Annotated in this window: 23 protein-coding genes and 1 pseudogene; 13 read left to right on the forward strand and 11 right to left on the reverse strand. The window is 36.4% G+C overall.

Annotated features, from left to right (window positions below; genetic code table 11):
* Nucleotides 1-264: 264 nt before the first annotated feature.
* The gene (gene queF, locus MHB53_RS23320) at nucleotides 265-762 is read left to right on the forward strand and encodes a preQ(1) synthase (RefSeq protein WP_340923065.1); all 498 of its coding nucleotides are present in this window, start codon (nucleotides 265-267) and stop codon (nucleotides 760-762) included.
* A gap of 35 nt (nucleotides 763-797) precedes the next feature.
* Nucleotides 798-1,103, forward strand: coding sequence for a hypothetical protein (locus tag MHB53_RS23325; protein ID WP_340923068.1), 306 nt, complete (start codon nucleotides 798-800; stop codon nucleotides 1,101-1,103).
* A gap of 182 nt (nucleotides 1,104-1,285) precedes the next feature.
* On the opposite strand, the gene mnhG is transcribed toward MHB53_RS23325, so the two are convergent.
* From mnhG to MHB53_RS23360, 7 genes are read right to left on the reverse strand one after another with little or no spacing between them, the layout of a single operon-like run.
* On the reverse strand, nucleotides 1,286-1,624 hold the full coding sequence (gene mnhG, locus MHB53_RS23330) for a monovalent cation/H(+) antiporter subunit G (protein ID WP_340923070.1): 339 nt from the start codon (nucleotides 1,622-1,624) through the stop codon (nucleotides 1,286-1,288).
* Entirely contained in the window at nucleotides 1,608-1,892 is a 285-nt protein-coding gene (locus MHB53_RS23335) for a Na(+)/H(+) antiporter subunit F1 (RefSeq protein ID WP_340923073.1), read from the reverse strand. The genes mnhG and MHB53_RS23335 overlap by 17 nt, the downstream gene beginning before the upstream one ends.
* Complete coding sequence (locus MHB53_RS23340) at nucleotides 1,892-2,368, reverse strand: Na+/H+ antiporter subunit E (protein ID WP_340923075.1); 477 nt, start codon at nucleotides 2,366-2,368, stop codon at nucleotides 1,892-1,894. Before MHB53_RS23340 ends, MHB53_RS23335 begins: the two co-directional genes overlap by 1 nt.
* Nucleotides 2,369-2,413: 45 nt before the next feature.
* Entirely contained in the window at nucleotides 2,414-3,895 is a 1,482-nt protein-coding gene (locus MHB53_RS23345; protein WP_340923077.1) for a Na+/H+ antiporter subunit D, read from the reverse strand.
* Nucleotides 3,888-4,229, reverse strand: coding sequence for a Na(+)/H(+) antiporter subunit C (locus MHB53_RS23350; RefSeq protein WP_340923079.1), 342 nt, complete (start codon nucleotides 4,227-4,229; stop codon nucleotides 3,888-3,890). The genes MHB53_RS23345 and MHB53_RS23350 overlap by 8 nt, the downstream gene beginning before the upstream one ends.
* On the reverse strand, nucleotides 4,229-4,651 hold the full coding sequence (locus tag MHB53_RS23355) for a Na(+)/H(+) antiporter subunit B (RefSeq protein WP_340923081.1): 423 nt from the start codon (nucleotides 4,649-4,651) through the stop codon (nucleotides 4,229-4,231). The genes MHB53_RS23350 and MHB53_RS23355 overlap by 1 nt, the downstream gene beginning before the upstream one ends.
* A complete protein-coding gene (locus tag MHB53_RS23360) occupies nucleotides 4,648-7,053 on the reverse strand; it encodes a Na+/H+ antiporter subunit A (protein ID WP_340923084.1) in 2,406 nt (801 codons plus the stop codon). Before MHB53_RS23360 ends, MHB53_RS23355 begins: the two co-directional genes overlap by 4 nt.
* 602 nt (nucleotides 7,054-7,655) lie before the next feature.
* On the opposite strand from MHB53_RS23360, the gene MHB53_RS23365 reads away from it, so the two are divergent.
* The 10 genes and pseudogenes from MHB53_RS23365 (at nucleotide 7,656) to MHB53_RS23410 (ending at nucleotide 14,996) form a co-directional block, all read left to right on the forward strand.
* Complete coding sequence (locus tag MHB53_RS23365; RefSeq protein ID WP_340923086.1) at nucleotides 7,656-8,210, forward strand: sigma-70 family RNA polymerase sigma factor; 555 nt, start codon at nucleotides 7,656-7,658, stop codon at nucleotides 8,208-8,210.
* Entirely contained in the window at nucleotides 8,197-9,213 is a 1,017-nt protein-coding gene (locus MHB53_RS23370) for an anti-sigma factor (protein ID WP_340923088.1), read from the forward strand. The genes MHB53_RS23365 and MHB53_RS23370 overlap by 14 nt, the downstream gene beginning before the upstream one ends.
* A 179-nt stretch (nucleotides 9,214-9,392) precedes the next feature.
* On the forward strand, nucleotides 9,393-9,920 hold the full coding sequence (locus tag MHB53_RS23375) for a tubby C-terminal domain-like protein (RefSeq protein ID WP_340923090.1): 528 nt from the start codon (nucleotides 9,393-9,395) through the stop codon (nucleotides 9,918-9,920).
* An 18-nt stretch (nucleotides 9,921-9,938) separates the two neighbouring features.
* Nucleotides 9,939-10,241 carry a hypothetical protein gene (locus tag MHB53_RS23380; protein ID WP_340923092.1) on the forward strand — a complete coding sequence of 101 codons (303 nt, stop codon included), beginning with the start codon at nucleotides 9,939-9,941 and terminating at the stop codon, nucleotides 10,239-10,241.
* A 202-nt stretch (nucleotides 10,242-10,443) separates the two neighbouring features.
* Nucleotides 10,444-10,986 (forward strand): signal peptidase I, encoded by a 543-nt coding sequence (gene lepB, locus MHB53_RS23385; protein ID WP_340923094.1) that lies wholly within the window; start codon nucleotides 10,444-10,446, stop codon nucleotides 10,984-10,986.
* A 77-nt stretch (nucleotides 10,987-11,063) separates the two neighbouring features.
* Entirely contained in the window at nucleotides 11,064-11,249 is a 186-nt protein-coding gene (locus MHB53_RS23390) for a hypothetical protein (RefSeq protein ID WP_340923095.1), read from the forward strand.
* A 95-nt stretch (nucleotides 11,250-11,344) separates the two neighbouring features.
* A pseudogene (locus tag MHB53_RS23395) lies at nucleotides 11,345-11,784 on the forward strand (GNAT family N-acetyltransferase).
* 27 nt (nucleotides 11,785-11,811) lie between these two features.
* Nucleotides 11,812-12,687 (forward strand): ROK family protein, encoded by an 876-nt coding sequence (locus MHB53_RS23400; RefSeq protein WP_340923097.1) that lies wholly within the window; start codon nucleotides 11,812-11,814, stop codon nucleotides 12,685-12,687.
* A gap of 201 nt (nucleotides 12,688-12,888) precedes the next feature.
* Nucleotides 12,889-13,419 (forward strand): hypothetical protein, encoded by a 531-nt coding sequence (locus MHB53_RS23405; RefSeq protein ID WP_340923099.1) that lies wholly within the window; start codon nucleotides 12,889-12,891, stop codon nucleotides 13,417-13,419.
* A 26-nt stretch (nucleotides 13,420-13,445) separates the two neighbouring features.
* Nucleotides 13,446-14,996 (forward strand): SPFH domain-containing protein, encoded by a 1,551-nt coding sequence (locus tag MHB53_RS23410; RefSeq protein ID WP_445661475.1) that lies wholly within the window; start codon nucleotides 13,446-13,448, stop codon nucleotides 14,994-14,996.
* Between the two features lie 56 nt (nucleotides 14,997-15,052).
* On the opposite strand, the gene mreBH is transcribed toward MHB53_RS23410, so the two are convergent.
* Nucleotides 15,053-16,060: a rod-share determining protein MreBH gene (gene mreBH, locus MHB53_RS23415; RefSeq protein WP_340923102.1), complete on the reverse strand. Its 1,008-nt coding sequence runs from the start codon at nucleotides 16,058-16,060 to the stop codon at nucleotides 15,053-15,055.
* Nucleotides 16,061-16,549: 489 nt separating this feature from the next.
* Nucleotides 16,550-17,071: an acyl-CoA thioesterase gene (locus tag MHB53_RS23420; RefSeq protein ID WP_340923104.1), complete on the reverse strand. Its 522-nt coding sequence runs from the start codon at nucleotides 17,069-17,071 to the stop codon at nucleotides 16,550-16,552.
* Nucleotides 17,072-17,271: 200 nt separating this feature from the next.
* Between MHB53_RS23420 and MHB53_RS23425 the strand changes: the two genes are divergently transcribed.
* Nucleotides 17,272-17,478, forward strand: a complete 207-nt coding sequence (locus tag MHB53_RS23425; RefSeq protein WP_340923106.1) for a hypothetical protein — start codon at nucleotides 17,272-17,274, stop codon at nucleotides 17,476-17,478.
* A gap of 62 nt (nucleotides 17,479-17,540) precedes the next feature.
* Here the strand turns inward: MHB53_RS23425 and MHB53_RS23430 are convergent, their stop codons facing one another.
* Together MHB53_RS23430 and MHB53_RS23435 are read right to left on the reverse strand one after the other, a co-directional pair.
* A complete protein-coding gene (locus MHB53_RS23430; protein WP_340923107.1) occupies nucleotides 17,541-18,773 on the reverse strand; it encodes an aminopeptidase in 1,233 nt (410 codons plus the stop codon).
* A gap of 159 nt (nucleotides 18,774-18,932) precedes the next feature.
* The gene (locus MHB53_RS23435) at nucleotides 18,933-19,379 is read right to left on the reverse strand and encodes an Rrf2 family transcriptional regulator (protein ID WP_340923110.1); all 447 of its coding nucleotides are present in this window, start codon (nucleotides 19,377-19,379) and stop codon (nucleotides 18,933-18,935) included.
* Between the last annotated feature and the right edge of the window lie 22 nt (nucleotides 19,380-19,401).

The raw sequence follows: 19,401 nt of genomic DNA on the forward strand, positions 1-19,401 counted from the left end.
CAAATTAATAAAAGCAATACATACTGATTGACGAAATATGATTGGTCCAGTATGATAGGATTTGCAATAATATACACCCAAACGGGAGAGGTTCATAGCGATAAACCCTCTATAAAAAACTATGGATGCCATATCCATTCGCGATAGGGCTTTTTTATTTCTTAGTTTATCGCAAATTAACTTGGATTTAAAGCACCAATGATTGAATGTACATTTTATATGGATGACTTTTGACCGGTATGGGTAAAATAGGGAGGCTTTTTTATGGCTGGAAGAAATGATGATACATTACAAGACTTGTCGCTACTTGGTAGTCAAAACACGAAATATTTATTTGAATATTCACCGGACGTGCTCGAATCAATTAATAATTTACATAAGGATAGAGATTATTTCGTCAAATTTAATTGTCCGGAATTTACCTCGCTTTGTCCACAAACAATGCAACCAGACTTTGCTACGATGTATATTAGTTATATACCAGATCAGAAAATTGTTGAGAGTAAATCTTTGAAATTATATTTATTCAGCTTTCGAAACCATGGGGATTTTCATGAAGATTGCGTGAATATTATTATGAACGATTTAATTAAGCTGTTAGACCCACGTTATATCGAGGTCTGGGGAAAATTCACACCACGTGGCGGGCTTTCAATTGATCCATATTGTAATTATGGAAAAACTGGAACGAAGTATGAACAAATGGCAGATCATCGTATGATGAATCATGATATGTATCCGGAAAAAGTAGATAATCGTTGAAGGATAGATACATGAAATAGTAGGAGGGATTCAATGTGAATGACAATAGTGATACTATTATCTCTACTATTTCATATATTAAAATCAGACGAACAATCGAGCTAAATCAACAGAAATATATTAAAACTGAATATTGTATCAGTCTATACGAAAATAAAATTACAACCTCAAGTAATCAATTTAAACTGGAAAGTGTATTTGATGTTTCTTACAGACCATTTTCCGACAAATTTGGTTTTCTATATTTACATACAAGTCAAGGAGTGTTCGCTTTTGAGATAAGCTCTGATCCATACTATTTTATGGAAAAGGTAAGACAGCTTATAAAAAGGATGGACTAGTTCAAAAGCCAATTAATTTTAGATAAACTCGTAAAATACGTTAAGAAACGACTTGTTTAATCAAACAGAAAAGATCAAGTAAAGTGACTAATCATAAACAACCATGCTCCGATAAAAATATCGATGCATGGTTGTTTAGTTTTTAATAGAGGGGAAGTTTCTAAAGTCAGAGAGTATCTACATTATTTCTTGTGTGATAAATCGTCTTGTACACTTCGCTCTGACATTTTTACACCTGTATGGTATGCCGCCCTGCTAATTAAATGACCAGCAACAGGGGCGGTAATAAAAATGAATATGATACCAAGGATGATCCTAGCATTGAATTCACCATCATTTGAATAAAAATAGATCAATGTTCCAAGAAGAGTAAATAATACACCGAGTGTAGTAGATTTAGATGCCGCATGGTTTCTTGTATACACATCAGGCAGTCTTATAAGTCCGATAGCAGCGACTATACTTAAGAAAGTGCCAATTAATATACAAATCGCGATAGTCCATTCAGCTATGGCGCTCATATTCGATGATCTCTCCTTTCTGTAAAAACTTAGAAAAAGCAACCGTTCCAATAAAGGAAAGAATCCCAAATAATAATATGACATCTAAGAAGGCTTTTGTGTGGAATATCATAGACATAAGTCCTGTAATAGCAGCTAAATTGATTCCCATTGCATCAAGAGCAACAATTCTATCAGGTGTAGAAGGACCTTTTATCACTCTAATTAATATGATCACAGACGAAATAGAGAATCCGATCAGGGCAATTTTTAATACAATATCCAACATTAGCGGCTCACCTCCATAATCGCTTTTTCAAAAGAAAGTCTAATACTATCTACAGCTTCATCTGCATCTTCAATATCCATGGCGTGGATGTAAAGAGTTTTATTATCTTTAGACAAATCGACAACAAGTGTACCAGGGGTTAATGTAATTAGATTTGCCAAAAGAGTAATTTCCCAATCAGATTCGAGGTCTGTTTCAAAAGCGAAAATTCCTGGGCGAATCGTTAATTTTGGATTCAAAACAACTTTTAAAACTGCCAGATTGGAAAGGAGTAATTCTTTTAGAAAAAGAAGAACGAGCCATATTACTGCAAAAACCCTATATAAATAAAACCTAGATGAGAAAAATCTACGCATCACAAAAATAATGAGCAATCCTAATACATAACCAATAATAAACGTAGACAATGTGACAGAGCTCTCAAAAAACATCCATAACGATGCCATGAAAACATTTAACAATATTTGAAAAGCCATCATGTATTCCTCCTTTGCTCCGCCAGAAAATTTGCATAAGCATGTTTACTTGTTTAAAACAGCCTCGATGTAAAGAGACGGATCAATGAGCACATCTACAGCCTGGGTAATATACATATTGACGTATTCGGAGAAAACTCCATAAGAAATGGAGGCGACCATTAGCATGATAATAGGAATAAGCAACTTGCCAACGGCAATATCATGGTTCACTTTACTACCACTCGCATCTCCCCAAAAGCTATTGATGAACACCCTCATCAACGAATACAACACGAAAAGACTGGAGAACAGAATGATCAGTGCACCAACAACGTCACCTTCCGCAAAACCTCCTCTTGCAATCAAAATTTTTCCGATAAAACCACTTAAAGGAGGGATACCTGCAAGTGCAAGAATCGATAGAAAGAAGGTCCAGCCAAGCAAAGGGTAATGCCGAATCAACCCGCTAAATTTCTGATAATTGCCCGTGCCAGTGATTGCAATGATGACACCTGCAATCATGAACAATGCCGCTTTGATGATCATGTCGTGGATTAAATAGAAGACAGACCCACTCAAAGAGTCAGCGTTCATCGTACCGATTCCATACGTAATGATTCCGATCGCAACAACAATATTATAAATGATAATCTTCTTCATATCTTTATATGCGATCGCAGCGATTGCACCAAGAACGATCGTTATGAGTGATAAGATAATGAGAAGCTCATGTGTAAATCCTTGATCATGATAGAAGAATAGTGTGTATGTCCTTAATATCGAATATACACCTACTTTTGTTAACAAGGCTCCGAATAACGCCATAATGGGTGCAGGTGGTGCATAATAAGAACCCGGAAGCCAAAAGAAGAGTGGAAATATACCTCCTTTTAATCCAAAAACAATCAAAAAGAGCACTGCAACGACTGTCATGATCCCTGGTTGGCCAGCTTCCGCAATTCTTTCGGAAATATGGGCCATATTTAATGTTCCTACCATCGAATATAAATACGCGACTGCAATAACAAATAATGCAGATGACGTCACATTCACAAGCAGATATTTAATGGATTCACGCAACTGAATTTTCGTGCCGCCTATGACAATAAGCACGTACGAGGACATAAGCATCACTTCGAAAAATACGAACATGTTAAAAATATCACCCGTAGTAAATGCTCCGTTCACACCTACCATTAAAAATTGAACGATGGAATAGTAATAAAATTTTTCACGTGCTTTTCCAATTGTGCCAAAGGAGTAAAGAATGCAGCAAAGTGCGATAAAAGAACCTGTAGCAACAAGCAAAGCGGACAGCATGTCAGATACGAGTGTAATGCCGAAAGGCGCAGGCCAGCTTCCAAGATCGAGCGTTTGAATGCCACGTTGATCGATTTTATGAATCAAAATTAATGAAGCAATGAATGTTCCAGCCATTGAGAAAGCGGAAATCCACCGCTGGATAGCGACCTTTTTTGCGAAAAACATTAAAATAACTGCAGTGATAAGTGGAATTCCAATTGGCAATATTAATAAATTAATCATCAGTTTCAGTACCTCTCATCTCATCAATATTGTCAGTGCCAAGTTCTTGATAAGCTCGATAGGCCACGACCAAGAAAAAAGCTGTTACACCAAAACTGATGACGATTGCTGTTAAAACAAGCGCTTGGGGAATAGGGTCTGTATATGCTTCAGCATTTTCTCCAAGTAGTGGCACAGAACCCCGCTTCAATCCAGCCATTGTCAATAGCATCAGATGGGCTCCATGACTTAAGAGTCCTGTGCCAATAATAATCCTTAGCAAGCTTTTTGAAAGCATTAAGTAAACGGCACTTGCAAACAGAAGGCCAATTAATACGGACATTAAAATTTCCATTATTCGCTCTCTCCAATCGTTTGAATAATGGTCATCGTGGCACCAACGACAACTAAGTACACACCGATATCAAATAATACAGCAGTATGCAGGGAAGTTTTTCCAAGAATAGGTAGTGTGAAATATCCAAAGGCATGGGTGAGAAAAGGAACATTAAATAACAGTGATCCGATTCCAGTTCCGATTGCAAATAACATTCCAACTGCGATCATAATTCTATAATTAACAGGCAAACTATTCGCCACCGTCTTTATGTCATAAGCAAGTAATAGCAACACAATGGCACCGGATGTTAGAAGTCCACCAACAAAGCCACCACCTGGATTGTAATGACCTGCAAAAAATATATGAAGGGAGAACAGCAGAATAATAAATGAAACGATTTTAGTAACGGTTTGTAAAATAAGATCATTTGTATTCATTCACTCTTCCTCCTTGAAAGCCTTAATCTAATCATTCCATAAATACCTAGAGCGGCTATACCTAATACGGCTATTTCAAACATCGTATCAAACCCGCGGAAGTCAACGAGAATGACGTTTACCATATTTCCTCCAGCAGCTTTATCTGCCGTATTTTCAATATAATATTGTGCAATCGAATCAAAAATCTTCGTACTATGTGCCGAGAGGGCGATTAAAGTTACAACAATACCCACACCAGCAGCAACAATCGCATTTGTTAGTTTAAATTTAATCCGTTCTTCTTTCCTGCTCAATTTCGGTAAATGAAAGAAGCAAAGAAGAAATAATGCAACAGATATCGTTTCAATAACGAGCTGGGTGAGAACAAGATCTGGTGCTCTGAACAACATGAAGAATAGTGCGACAGTGTATCCAATCGCTCCTAGTGCAACAATCGATGTTAGGCGTGACTTTGCCATTAAAATGGTGATTGACGCTCCGACAATAATCAGTGTAAGTACAACTTCATAAACACCAATTGGTGCTACATTGGTCGTGTCTAACAAAAAAGCATCTTTCTTAAACATTGAAAAACTAAGAATGCCGATAATGGCAATAAAGATATAAATCATATATGTCCTGATTGAACCCGTCATATAACGATTTGTCGCGTTCTTAGATCCCGATTCTATTTTAATTAATCCATTGTCATACATGTTATTTAACGTAAATTGATTAGAAAGTAGTCCATAAACTCTCTTCCATTTAGGCAAAGTGATGTAAAGTAATATACCAATTAAAATAATACCAATTGTCATAAATAGAGCGGGAGAGAAACCATGCCAAAATGAAATATTTACATTAATAACTTGTCCTGCATCTATAAGGCCAGGAACGATAGATGCTACAGCTGGTTCAATAATAGACGTAGAAAGTACATTAGGGAACAAGCCAAAACCGATCACAAGCGTAGCTAAGATGATTGGAGAAATAAGCATACCAATCGGTGCTTCGTGTGGCTTTTGCGGTAAATTTTCTACCTTGGACTTACCTGTGAATGTTTTGAAGAAGAGAATCATGCTGTAAATGAACGTGAAAACACTCGCAACCCAGGCAACTACAGGAAAAAGGACGCCCCAAGTTCCAAGTTGGAATATATTCAACGATAGCACGTCAACCATGCTTTCAAGAAACATTTCTTTACTTAAAAATCCATTAAAAGGAGGTAAGCCCGCCATTGAAAATGTACCAATTAAAGCAATAGTGAACGTAATTGGCATCATCTGCATAAGTCCGCCAAGTTTACGGATATCTCTTGTACCTGTTTCGTGGTCTACAATTCCTGCGACCATGAACAAACTCCCTTTAAAAGTAGCGTGGTTAATTAAATGGAAAACAGCGGCGACAGTTGCGGCCATGTAAATATTATTATCCATTTCCGTAAAGTGAAGGGCGGCAGCGCCAACACCGAGCAAAGACATAATTAAGCCGAGCTGACTTATTGTAGAAAATGCAAGAATCGCTTTTAAATCCGTTTGTTTTACAGCGTTGATTGAACCCCATAGCAGAGTCAATACTCCTATACCGCCAACGAGCCAAAACCAAGTGCCTTGTTCAGCAAAAATCGGACTCATGCGGGCAACCATATAAATTCCTGCTTTGACCATTGTGGCAGAGTGCAAATATGCGCTAACAGGAGTAGGTGCTTCCATTGCATCGGGAAGCCAAATGTGAAAGGGGAATTGCGCGGATTTCGTAAAAGCCCCAAGTAATACTAGCACTAATGCTGTAATGAACAGCGGTTCTGAACTAATGTCGCTAGTCATTGTAATGATTTCTCTTACACTAAAGGAACCTGTCATTACATGAAGAAGGAGGAAGCCGCCGAGCATAGCAAGTCCACCAAACACAGTTATGAGCATCGATTTTTGAGCACCGTAGCGTGAACGTTCGCGTTCATACCAAAAACCAATTAGTAAGAATGATGAAAAAGATGTCAGTTCCCAAAAGGCATACAGGACAATCAAGTTGTCTGAAAGCACAACTCCGAGCATGGCTCCCATGAACATGAGCAGATAAACATAAAAAGAACCGATCTTTTCTTTTTCTTTTGATAAATAAAAAATCGAATAAAGCACAACTAATGCACCAATTCCGGTAATCAGCAAAGCGAATAACAATCCAAGTCCGTCTACATAGGCTGTAAAATTAATGCCGAGCGAAGGAATCCAGTTAACGGTTTCTTGAATCGATCCTTGATTTTTCATGGCTGGAATAAGCCGAAGAAAATAAATGAACAACGCCGCGGGAAGTATGAGAACAAACCAGCCTGTATGAAGACCTGGTAATTTCTTATGTAGAAAAGGAACAAGAAATGCCAAAAGTAGTGGCGCTATAATAACAACATGCAAAACAGACAATAAAATTCCTCCTTAACATCTTCCTTTCAACAATACTTAGCACAGGATAAAGGTAAATGAGCCATTTGTGAAAGAACATTGAATAAATGTAAATCTCCGATTAACTAGCATTATATCTTAGTTTATGTTTATTTCATTCATAACGCAAAGGGATTGTAAAGTTACTTTGAAGTTAATAAATAAGAAGGAAGAGATCAATAAATTTAAATTTGTAATAATTTATTCACAATTGAGTTTAAATATTTATCAAAAAACGTCAGTAAATATGATTGATACTGTTCTTTAAAAACGACATTGATAAATTTAAATCTACAATATAATGAAGCATGTAAGTATAGTTACAAATACTAATGTGTTCATTATAATTGTTATTTTGTAACTATGATCTTACTGTGCCCATAATAAGACTATTTAAAGAAGCGTCATCTTCAAATAATGAGTTTGAATAAAATGCAGAAAAAAGCAGTGAATTGCCCACTGTGCTGGCATATAAACTTAAGGATCCAGTTCTCCTAGAGTAAGCATACAAAATAAGAAAAATATATAAAACTGTAACATTATCCAGACATATGCATTTTAAGTAAGGAGGGGTGAGGGCGAAGGTGAATAAAAAGAGAAATGATGACTTAGAAACGATTTATGTAGCTTTCGCTGAGCCTCTTTATTTTTATTTATTGAAATTAACAGGATCACATATAATGGCTGAGGAACTTGTGCAAGAAACATTTTATCGTGCCACTTTATCATTGGAATTATACGAAAACAGCCAGGTGAAAAGCTGGTTATTCAAAGTAGCCCGCCATACATATATGGATGAGTGGCGCAAAAGGCAAAGGTGGAAATGGGTGCCGTTTTATGATTATCTCTCAAATTCAACGGATTTCGAGAGTCCGTATGGAGTCCCGGAGGAAGCATTAGCTGAAAAAGAAATGAAGATAGAAATTGTTGATATTATGAAGCTATTACCTGAGAATTATCGCACACTTATTTATTTAAGAGAATATGAGCAATTTTCGTATGAAGAAATTTCGGAAACGATGGATATTTCACTTAATCAAGTAAAAGTAAGTTTGCACAGGGCGAGGCAACGATTTAAACGATTAGCTGAGCGATTAGGGAAAAACTTTGAAAGAGGTGTAGACGATGGAATGGAATGAACAGAAAGCACAGGAAATTATAAAAAAACATAAAAATCGTTTTTCGTTAAGATTAACTTTTAAAATAGTGCGTGTGCTTATTACGATATTCATTTTATATGCAATTTATATGATCGTACTATCGATTTCATATGACTTTAGTAAAGTTGGGGTACGAACGGAATTTTATCAAAAATTAGCTATTGACTGGACATATCCCGAATTAACGAGTGATCTTTCATTGGATTCTCCGAAAGAAATCACGCCTTTCCTAACACAGAAAATAGAAATTCCTTTAATTAGAAAAATTGGAAAGGAGGATTATGTCGTATCACAATTAAACTTAAATAAACCGATTTTGTCCGCATTTACTCATATAGATATAGCTGAAAGTTATCTCTATGATTCAGATGACCAAGGGTTTTGGTTTGGTTTACCTTATGATCCAGAGTCTGGCCGGAAATTGGCTGGTGATGAGGATCCGGGTGTGTGGGATACGCTGGATATGATTCACGAAGGTAATGTTGCTGACTTAGCATTTTCCACAGAGGAATATCAATCTCCGAAAGAAATACTAGAGCTCGTAGCTCCATATGATTTAACTGTTCTCTGGATGCCCTTGTATATGGGAGAATGGGAACAATTCAATGAAGGAGGCCTTAGTAGCGGAGGAGATTCGATGTCATTGATTCAACCATGGGGACTTTCTGGCGCTAGGCTGATTAATGAAGATTATAGAGGTGGCTCCTTGGTAAATGGGTTAGATAAAGGCACGATAGAAGAGAGTCAAGTAGCGATGCTGGATAATATGCAAACAATGTTAAAAGAAAATGAACGATTAGCAGAAAGATTACTAAAAACGGAACATCTGCAAGAAAGATATGATTACTTAAATGAGAAGGGATTCCAAGCATATGGTGCAATTGTCACTGGCCCAGTCAAAGAATTATTAAAGCTGCAAGAACTAGAAGGCATTCACAGTGTTACTTTAGGAAAAATAAAATATTGGAATTGGAATGAATAAATCTAATTTTATGAGCGTTTCTACCTAAGTGTAGAGGCGCTATTTTTATATGTAAAAATGGTTTGAAACCTTTGATCATATTTTAACGTAAATAATAGGAAGTGATAATATGGAGAGAGCTATCAGTCAATAAACTATTCTATTCCACCGTCGAATACAAATATTAAAGAGGGATAAGTATGAGCGTTTTCACATTTAAAAATGCAGTATTTACAGGTAGTACAAAGGTTTTGGACATATTCGATAATAAGCAGGAAAAAGTAGGATCTATCCAGAGAATTTTTCGCAATAAGTTCCAAAAAATAAGCGATGTTATTTTCGGAAATGATTTTATCATTAATGTTCATGCGTATGACGTTGATAATGATTTAGTTTGTGAAATTAATGAGGTATTAGGAATGAAAACGTTAGTGAAGTCAAAATGGGAAGGAAAATCGAATAATATAGGCGATTTTACCTTATATGACAAAACAAAAATAAAAACTAACCCTAGATGGGAAGTGCAGACTAGTGGAAGGACTTATAAGATTAAAAAAAATTTAGGGAATAAAAAGGTTATTATTAATGATGATGACAAGAACATCGCGGAGATTAGTTATGATAATCTATTCCAGCCATTAAATATCACGATCCAATCTTATTCAGAACAATTGACGTATCTTGAAATTGCTGCACTATACCTGTTAGTTACTATTAGATATAAGTAAAATATTGGAGGAAATTCGATGTTTAGTAGATTAAAAGCTTATTTTAAAAGTAAAGACTACAAAATTAATGAAAGTTATTTTTCTGATGGATTTGAGGTTAAAATACAAGAAGATGAAGAAGGGCAGCGAATTATTAGCTTGAGAACAAGTGTGCCTAACAGATTAATAAAAGTGAGCAAAGGTGAATCTAAGATAAAGCATGTAATAAATGATTCGTCTAATGGAACGATGGAAATTGAAATCCCCATACATGTTTATGAGAAACTATTTGCGGCGGAAAATGTAGCATCAAATGATGATACCACTGACTCTAACATGTAAATGAAGATTAAAGGGGGCGAAGAAATGAATAGTCACGTAATTTTGAAGAAGCATTTATATCAATAAGGAAGATGGCAAATGTTTTTCACCAAGGAACGATTATAAAACAATAAATATGTATATATGTCTATGAATATGGATGATTAAAAGGTAAGATTTAATATATATATATGTTTACATCATACTTTAAAGGAGCTTGTCAATGAAAGAACATACAAGGCGGGAAGTCTACTCTTGGATTAAATCATTCGCATTTGCCTTTATACTAGCGTTTCTATGCCGCCATTTCTTATTTTCTCCTACAACTGTGTTTGGTGAGTCCATGGAGCCTACGTTCCAAGATAAAGATAGGGTTTTGATAAGTAAAATTTCTGATGTTCAACGATTTGATATGATTGTTTTCCAAGCGCCAGATGCAGATGAAAAATATATTAAAAGAGTGATAGGTCTACCCGGAGATAGCGTAGTAATGAAAAATGACATCCTATATATAAATGGGAAAGCAGTTGACGAACCTTATTTAAAAGAAAATAAGGAAGAGGCATTCGGTAATCTGACTGGTGACTTTTCATTGAAGGAGCTTACAGGGGAAACGAGGGTGCCAAAACGGTTGCTTTTTGTTATGGGCGATAATCGTTTGCGTAGTAAGGATAGTAGGATCTTTGGATTTATATCTGATGATTCAATAATTGGAGAAGTGAAGTTTCAATTCTTTCCCTTGCAAGGAATAGGATTACCCAAATAATATATTTCTAGGAAAGAGAAATACCTTTTCACGGTTATACATGACATTCCGATAAAGATATAGTGAAAGGAATCAGCATGGGAAAGAAAAAAGTAAGTAAAGAGCGAGCAATAATAGTAAAAATAATGTTAGCGATCATCATGTTAATTGCTCCAATTTCTAATACATTTGGGTATTTTACTGGCCAATTGCCTGTCTTATATATCATTAGTATTGTCTGTGTCATTGGCTTTTTTATAGTGGAATATATTGCTGAAAAATAGAGATTCATTAGCGAGTGTCTCTATCTGGAGGAGCGGTTTATTATAGGAGTCAAACCGTTGATACATCAATATTTATAGAGGGAGGGTAACAATGGGTGAATATTGAAAAAGCAACATTGAATGACCTTGACTCTTTAACAGAACTTTTTGATTTGTACAGGGTTTTCTACCATCAAACGTCCGATCTTTAGCAGTGCAAGGATGTTTTTGAAAGAAAGATTAATTATTGAGGAATCAGTAGTTTTCATGGCCTATGATGGAGATAAACCTATAGGATTTGTTCAGTTATATCCATCATTCTCATCCGTTAGTATGAGGCAGGTATGGGTGTTAAATGATTTGTATGTGGAAGCCAGTGTTCGTAAAAAAAGGAATTGGGAAAAAGTTATTGGAAAAGGCAATTGCTTTTGTCGAAGAAACAGGTGCTAAAGGTGTTTTATTAGAGACGGACCAAGATAATCTATCTGCGCAAAGTCTATATGAAAAGACTGGTTTTATTAGGGAATCAAATTACTTTTACTTTTTCTCTATCTGAAACTGATAAAAAGGGAGTGAAAACAGGATGAATAAAATTATTGGTATTGATGCTGGCTGTACTAAAATGTTAATGACTGCAAAGTGGGATGGTAAATACATTGATAAAACGGTGCCAACAGGTTTGGAAGTAACTCCAGAATACTTAAAAGATGAAATTTTTGCATTTATTGATAGTCTACCTTTTGTACCTGAGGCAATTGGTATGGGCGTTGTGGGACTCGTTGAGGATAACACTTTAAAAATAAGTCATTTAAGACATTTATGCGGTATGAAAGCAGCATATTTTAATACTGAAAATTATAAGGCATATTTTATCAATGATGTTAAAGCCGCTATGGTTTATGAGGAACAGTTTTATAAAGAAGACATTACTTTTGCCCTGATAATGGCAGGTTCGGGGTTTGCGATGTCAGTTAGAACAGAAGGTGTGAATGTATTAGGTCAGAATGGCTGGGCGGGAGAACTTGGCTCCAACCCTTATCCTATTAATGGTGGCGTGGAAGGGTTAAATGAGATATCAGGTGGAAATGGGATTCTTAATAAGGCGGGGTGCGGTATTGGGGAGCTATTAACAGCTCTTGATAATAATGAAAAGTTTGCAATAGATGTCATAGAACAAGCAGGGTTTTATTTTGGCTTAGCACTCAGCGATGTGATTCATACATTTAATCCAGAATATATTGTTGTGGGTGGTAGTACTGCTACATTTAAAGGATATATGGATAAAGCGATAGCCGTAGCAAAACAGTACACATTAACAGCAATGTTTAATAATTGTAAAATTGTTACCCCGCGTGATGCGAAAAGGATTGTTGCATTAGGTGCGATTAAATTTGCCCAAATCCAAGCTGCATCACTAAGTAATGGTAAATGTCATGAAACTACTAGTGTAAAGAATTAATGAATGCAGATCCGTTAGCTTGCTTTGATGTTTTAGTTATAGGGATATAAAAATCGTAGCCGAATGCCGGTTATGAAATAAAGTTCCATAAAAATGAAACTATTTTGCTGATATAGCCGTATGAATAGATAAGTAGTAAAATAGAATGTAAGGGGTGGTTGTAATATTGAGTGAAAATTTATTGTAAAGGGATTGATGACCATGACATTATTTGGCATGTCAATTGAAACAATCTATTTTAGCCTGCTCATTATATCTGGAAGTTTGACGATTTTATATTTGTTTTTTGGTGATGTGCTTGAAGCTATAGGTGAAGCAACTGGATTATTAAACCCAGTATTGATATTGGCTTTTATTACATTTTTTTCTGCAGGCGGATTTATCCTCGAAAAAATAACATCTCTCAATAGTATAATTATTATCGTTATAGCCGCAATAGGGAGCTTTTTGCTAGACCTTTTATTAAATGTCTTTATTTTAATCCCGATGGCTTCTGCTGAACAATCGCTTAGTTATACGGAGAAATCCTTGGAGGGCCGAGTTGGAAAAGTAATTCTTACGATACCTGATAAAGGATTTGGTGAAGTATTTATTGAAAGTTATAGCGGAATGATTTCGAAGCCCGCCGCTAGCTTTGAAGATATACCGATTTTAGAAGGAACTGAAGTGCTCGTAATTGAAGTGAAAGAAGGCGTACTATATGTTTCGCCATATCAAAAAAGTTTTGTATAATTAAATTTATTATAGGGGGAAATTAAATGATTGAATATGGAGTTTGGATTGTTGTCGCTATTGTTGCTTTTATTCTACTTGCTTTGTTTGGTATATTTGTTACAAAATATCGGACATCGGGACCAGATGAAGCACTTATTGTAACAGGTAGTTATCTCGGCGGAAAAAACGTACATACAGATGATTCAGGAAATAGAATTAAAATTATTCGTGGTGGTGGTACGTTTGTACTGCCTGTTTTCCAACAGGCAGAGCCACTAAGTCTATTGTCTAGTAAACTTGAAGTAACGACACCAGAAGTTTATACAGAACAAGGTGTTCCAGTAATGGCTGATGGAACGGCAATTATTAAAATTGGCGGTTCTATTGGTGAAATTGCCACAGCTGCTGAGCAATTTTTAGGTAAAAAGAAAGAAGATAGAGAAAATGAAGCGAAAGAAGTTTTGGAAGGTCATTTACGTTCGATTTTGGGATCAATGACAGTCGAGGAAATATACAAGAATCGTGATAAGTTCTCTCAAGAAGTGCAGCGTGTTGCTTCACAAGATTTAGCAAAAATGGGCTTAATAATCGTTTCCTTTACGATTAAAGAAGTTCGTGACAAAAATGGATATCTAGATTCATTAGGTAAACCACGAATTGCGCAAGTAAAAAGAGACGCTGATATCGCAACTGCGGACGCTGATAAAGAAACTCGTATTAAGCGTGCGGAAGCTGCTAAAGATGGAAAAAAAGCCGAGCTTGAACGTGCAACTGAAATTGCTGAAGCTGAAAAAGTTAATCAATTAAAAATGGCAGAATACCGTCGTGAGCAAGATATAGCAAGAGCGACTGCCGACCAAGCATACGATTTAGAAACTGCTCGTGCCAAGCAAGAAGTAACACAACATGAGATGCAAATCAAAATAATCGAGCGTCAAAAGCAAATTGAGCTTGAAGAGAAAGAGATTTTACGTCGTGAACTTCAGTATGATTCAGAAGTGAAGAAGAAAGCGGATGCGGATCGTTATTCAGTAGAACAAGCCGCAAATGCAGAAAAGATGAAACAAATGGCAGAAGCAGATGCACATCAATATCGAGTAGAAGCGACAGCCAAAGCGGAAGCAGAACGAGTGCGATTAGATGGTGTAGCGAAAGCAGATGCACAACGTGCTCAAGGGGAGTCTGAAGCAGAAGTCATTCGCTTGAAGGGACTTGCTGAAGCAGAAGCGAAAGAAAAAGTTGCGGAAGCATTCGAGCAATTCGGTGAGGCGGCAGTTCTCGATATGGTATTAAAAATGCTTCCTGAATATGCGAAGCAAGTTGCTGCACCACTTGGTAATATTGACAAAATTACAGTTGTTGATACAGGTGGAAACAGTGAAGGCGGCGCAAATAAAGTGTCAGGTTATGCAACAAATCTCATGGCAACAATGCAAGAAACATTGAAAGCATCGTCAGGAATAGATGTAAAAGAAATGTTAGAAAACCTGTCGGGTAAACACAATGTAAAAGGAAGCATTGATGCTTTAACTTCCGAAATGCGTCAAGGAAACAAGCAAGAGGAAGTAATAGTAAATGAAGAAGATAAGAAATAAGCATGAATAAAGTGAAAATCCCTGAGGCGCTTCAAAGCGCTTCAGGGATTTTCTTGTTATCTTGCTGCTTTTTGTAGCTTATTAATAAATTTAAGTGATCTTCCAGTCCCAATTGCAACGGATTCTAATGGATTTGGAGCAATATGCACAGGAACAATAATTTCTTTGCTCAACCATTCTTGGATTCCGTTTAAAAGGGCACCCCCACCTGTTAATACAACGCCACGGTCAACAATATCACCGCTTAATTCTGCAGGGCAGTTTTCTAAAGTAGCTCTGATTGCTTCTAATATATGAAGCAATGATTCTTTTAAAGCATCTTGAATTTCTGTTGAGCTAAGTGTCACGGTTTGGGGGAGACCTGATACGAGATCACGTCCACGTATATCCATCATTTTTTCAGGATGCTCTATTAAGGCATGGCCAATTTCGATTTTTATTTGTTCGGCAGTACGTTCTCCTATAAGGAGATTATAATACTTTCTTACATGGTGGATAATATTTTCGTCTAATAGATCTCCGCCAACTCTTACCGTATTACAAGTTACAACACCACCATAAGAAATGATGGCTACTTCTGTTGTACCACCGCCAATATCGACAATTACATTCGCTACAGGCTCTTCTACTGGAAGATCCGCACCGATTGCCGCTGCAACTGGCTCTTCTATTAGATGTACATTTTTAGCGCCACAAGCTTTCACTGCGTCATGAATAGCCCTTCTTTCTACTGACGTTGCACCCGAAGGGGTACAAACAACAACATCAGGCTTGCGAAGGGTAAATCCTAGTGTTTTTCCGGCTTTTTTCATGACCTCTTTAAGAAGTTGACTTGTAATATCAAAATCGGCAATCACACCATCCCGTAAAGGGCGGACCGCAGAGACATTACCGGGGGTTTTTCCGATCATATTCTTAGCTTCTAAGCCAACTGCAAGTACTTTATTCGTATCAGTATTTATCGCTACGACAGACGGTTCATTCATAACGATTCCTTTATTTCTTGTGTAAATAAGTACGTTAGCTGTACCTAAATCAATTCCTATTTCAGTGTTCGAAAACATAAATTTCACCATACCTTTGCATTTTTTACATTAAAGATAATATAAGTTTAATCTTTAAAAAACTCTCATAGTGTCTAGCTGTATTCCTTTGAAGTTGCCAGGACGTGGCGGGTTTAGTCTAAGTCCCATTTCGCCATTACGACTCTTTCATGTCTCATCACTCAGTCTAGTCATACATCTATTTGCATTTCTTATATAAAAAATTAGAGATAGACTTTTTATAAGTATAGACAATTATGACACTGATTGCTTGTAACATAAAATGGAAGAGGGGAAATATTACAAGCAAAAGTGATAGAAATCCTTGCTAAACAATTGGTAGGATGGGCTTTATGTGAAACGGGTGATTGTTCTTGTTATGAAAACTTAACTTTCCTGTAAAAAAACAAACAATGGTGAAAATAGATAAAGAAGGCCAGATGGGATTTTTGAAGCAAAGTTAAAATCTGATGCATAGATATGAGAAAAACAGCCGTGGTAACTGGCTGTTTAGTGGTTGGAGTCATTATTTGAGAAAAAAGATACGAGGTCTTTACTTTCTTGTTTACGAATTTTTCGATGTGCAGCTCTTGTATTTGCTGTTTCATTTAACCAGCGTTCTTCATCCGTTTCAGGAACTACTTCCGGTACAGCTGTTGGCTTTCCATTCTCATCTAAAGCTACAAATGTTAAAAATGATAAAGCAGCTACAGCGCGTTTTCCAGTTAATAAATGCTCAGCCATAATTTTAACGAATACTTCCATTGAACTACGGCCTGTCCAAGTAACCATAGCTTCTAATGTTACGGCATCCCCAACCCGAATCGGTTTGATAAAGTCTACTGAATCTGTTGATGCTGTAACAACAAGATTTCTAGCAAATTTAAGAGCTGAAATCGATGCGACATCGTCAATATAGGACATAAGCTTACCGCCAAATAGAGTACCTAAATGGTTAGCATCTGGTGGGAAAACATGGCTTGTCTTAATTGTAATAGAATCTTTCATGAACTTTTTTTTAGGCTGTTCCACTACATTCACCTCTAATTAATTTAGCAATCACATTATTATAACACTTGTACCTAATAGATGCTTTTATCTGGTTTTTTCTTATTAAATTGTTTGACAGATTAGAAAGTGGGTAAATATTCAAAATAAGGGCAATTTTGCTTTGTGGCAGCAGCCAGATTTTGCGAGATTAATTTATATATTCTCAAGGAGGATGATGCTGTATGGATAAATGGACCCGGAGAATTAGATGTAACTCTGATGGTTCGTTTGTAATTAAACATGTGGATAATGCTCTAATGTTAAAAGATGGGATAAATATGGGAGAGAAAGTAGTTACCATAAAAGAGGGAGTATCCACATCAAAACAAGCAATTGCTAACGAAGAAGTATTGAATCATGGCTGGGAAACTGAAATTGAATATTATTAATTGAAAGAGCTTGGCAAAATGTATCTGCCAAGCTCTTATATTAACTACTTCCACTTTTATAATTAAAACGCCCAGTCACCTTTGCGGAAGATCGGTTCTACCTCACCTGAATTTGTTATTCCATCAATATCCATTTCTGCAGATCCAATCATGAAATCTACATGAGTGATGCTCTCATTAAGTCCATTATTCGCTAATTCTTCCTGAGTCATTTGTTTACCGCCTTCTATACAGAAAGCATATGCACTACCTATTGCAAGGTGATTTGATGCATTTTCATCAAATAAAGTGTTATAAAATAAAATATTTGATTGTGAGATCGGTGAGTTGAATGGCACTAACGCGACTTCACCTAAATAATGCGATCCCTCATCAGTTTCGACTAGCTGTTTTAAAATAGCTTCGCCTTCCTTAGCTTTCACATCGACAATTCGGCCCTCTTCAAATGTAATGGTAAATTCATCGATTATATTTCCGCCGTAGCTTAACGGTTTAGTACTTGCAACATAGCCATTTACTCCATTTTTATGTGGAACTGTAAAAACTTCTTCTGTTGGCATATTTGCCATGAATTCGTGGCCTTTTTCATTCACACTGCCAGCACCCGCCCATAGATGAGCTTGTGGCAATTCTATTGTTAAATCAGTTCCTGGTGCAGTGTAATGTAGTTTTTTATAATGCTTTTCGTTAAGATATGCGACCTTTTCATAAAGGGTTTTATCATGTTTTTTCCATACTTCAATCGGGTTTTCAGTATCCGTTCTTGTAGCTTTAAAAATAGCATTCCAAAGGTTGGAAATTTGATCTTCAGGTGTATCTTTAGGAAAAACTTTTGCTGCCCAATCTTGGGACGGTGCAGCAATGACAGTCCAGCTTACTTTGTCCGACTGCATATATTGACGATATTTAGTTAGAGCTTTCCCCGCTGCCTTTTGAAAATTAGCAATCCTTTCTGGATTTACACCTTTTAATAAATCAGGACCAGAAGAGACAACAGACATGAATGCTGCGCCGTTTTCAGATAGTTCCTCTAATTCACGTGCTCGCCAAGTTGGATATTCATGAAAAGCTTCGTCCGGTGCCAAATCATATTTTAATTTTGATACGACATCATCATTCCAATTGACGATTACATTTTTTGCGCCAGATTCATATGCTTTCTTGACAATAATTCTAATGAGTTCAGCGTTATCAAGGGTCGCATTTACAACAAGTGTTTGTCCAGTTTGAACATTCACACCGACTTTAACAGCCAACTCTGCATATTTATCGAGATTTTCTTGAAATTTGCCCATTTCTCATTCTCCTTTAAATTCAGAATCCTCACCTTCATTTTACCAATCTCCTAGGTGAATGCCAATTTTTCCAAAACATTTATTTTTATTTAATAAAGTTCCTTAAAGAAAAGAACTGTAGTATCGCAACTATTCAAATAATTAAAGAGATAATGCCGATTATTTTTCTGTATCTAGACCTAAAAGAAGGCGATAATCTTGTGGCGAGACAACTAGATCTGCTAGCGTATATTCGTCGAGAACAGATAAATAAGCCGTAAGAGCTCTATGAAGGGCATGTTTTAAACTACATACAGGTGAGATTACACATGCGTTCGACTCATCTCCAAAACACGGAACTAATTTAAAGTCTTCTTCCGTTTGTCTAACTAATAAGCCGATATTTATCTCTTCAGGAAGTTTTGATAAACGAATTCCTCCGCCTCGACCTCTAATTGTATCGATAACTCCATATTTACCAAGTTCATGAATGATCTTCGTTAAATGATTTTTAGATATCCCATATGCTTCGGAAATTTCAGTAATCGTTGATAATTCATCGGGACCTTTAGCCGCAAGATACATTAATGCACGTAATGAAAAATCGGTATAGTTAGTTAATCTCAATATAATCACCTACTTCTAAGTC

The organism is Bacillus sp. FSL K6-3431 (genome assembly GCF_038002605.1).
Taxonomy (GTDB): Bacteria; Bacillota; Bacilli; order Bacillales; family Bacillaceae_C; genus Lederbergia.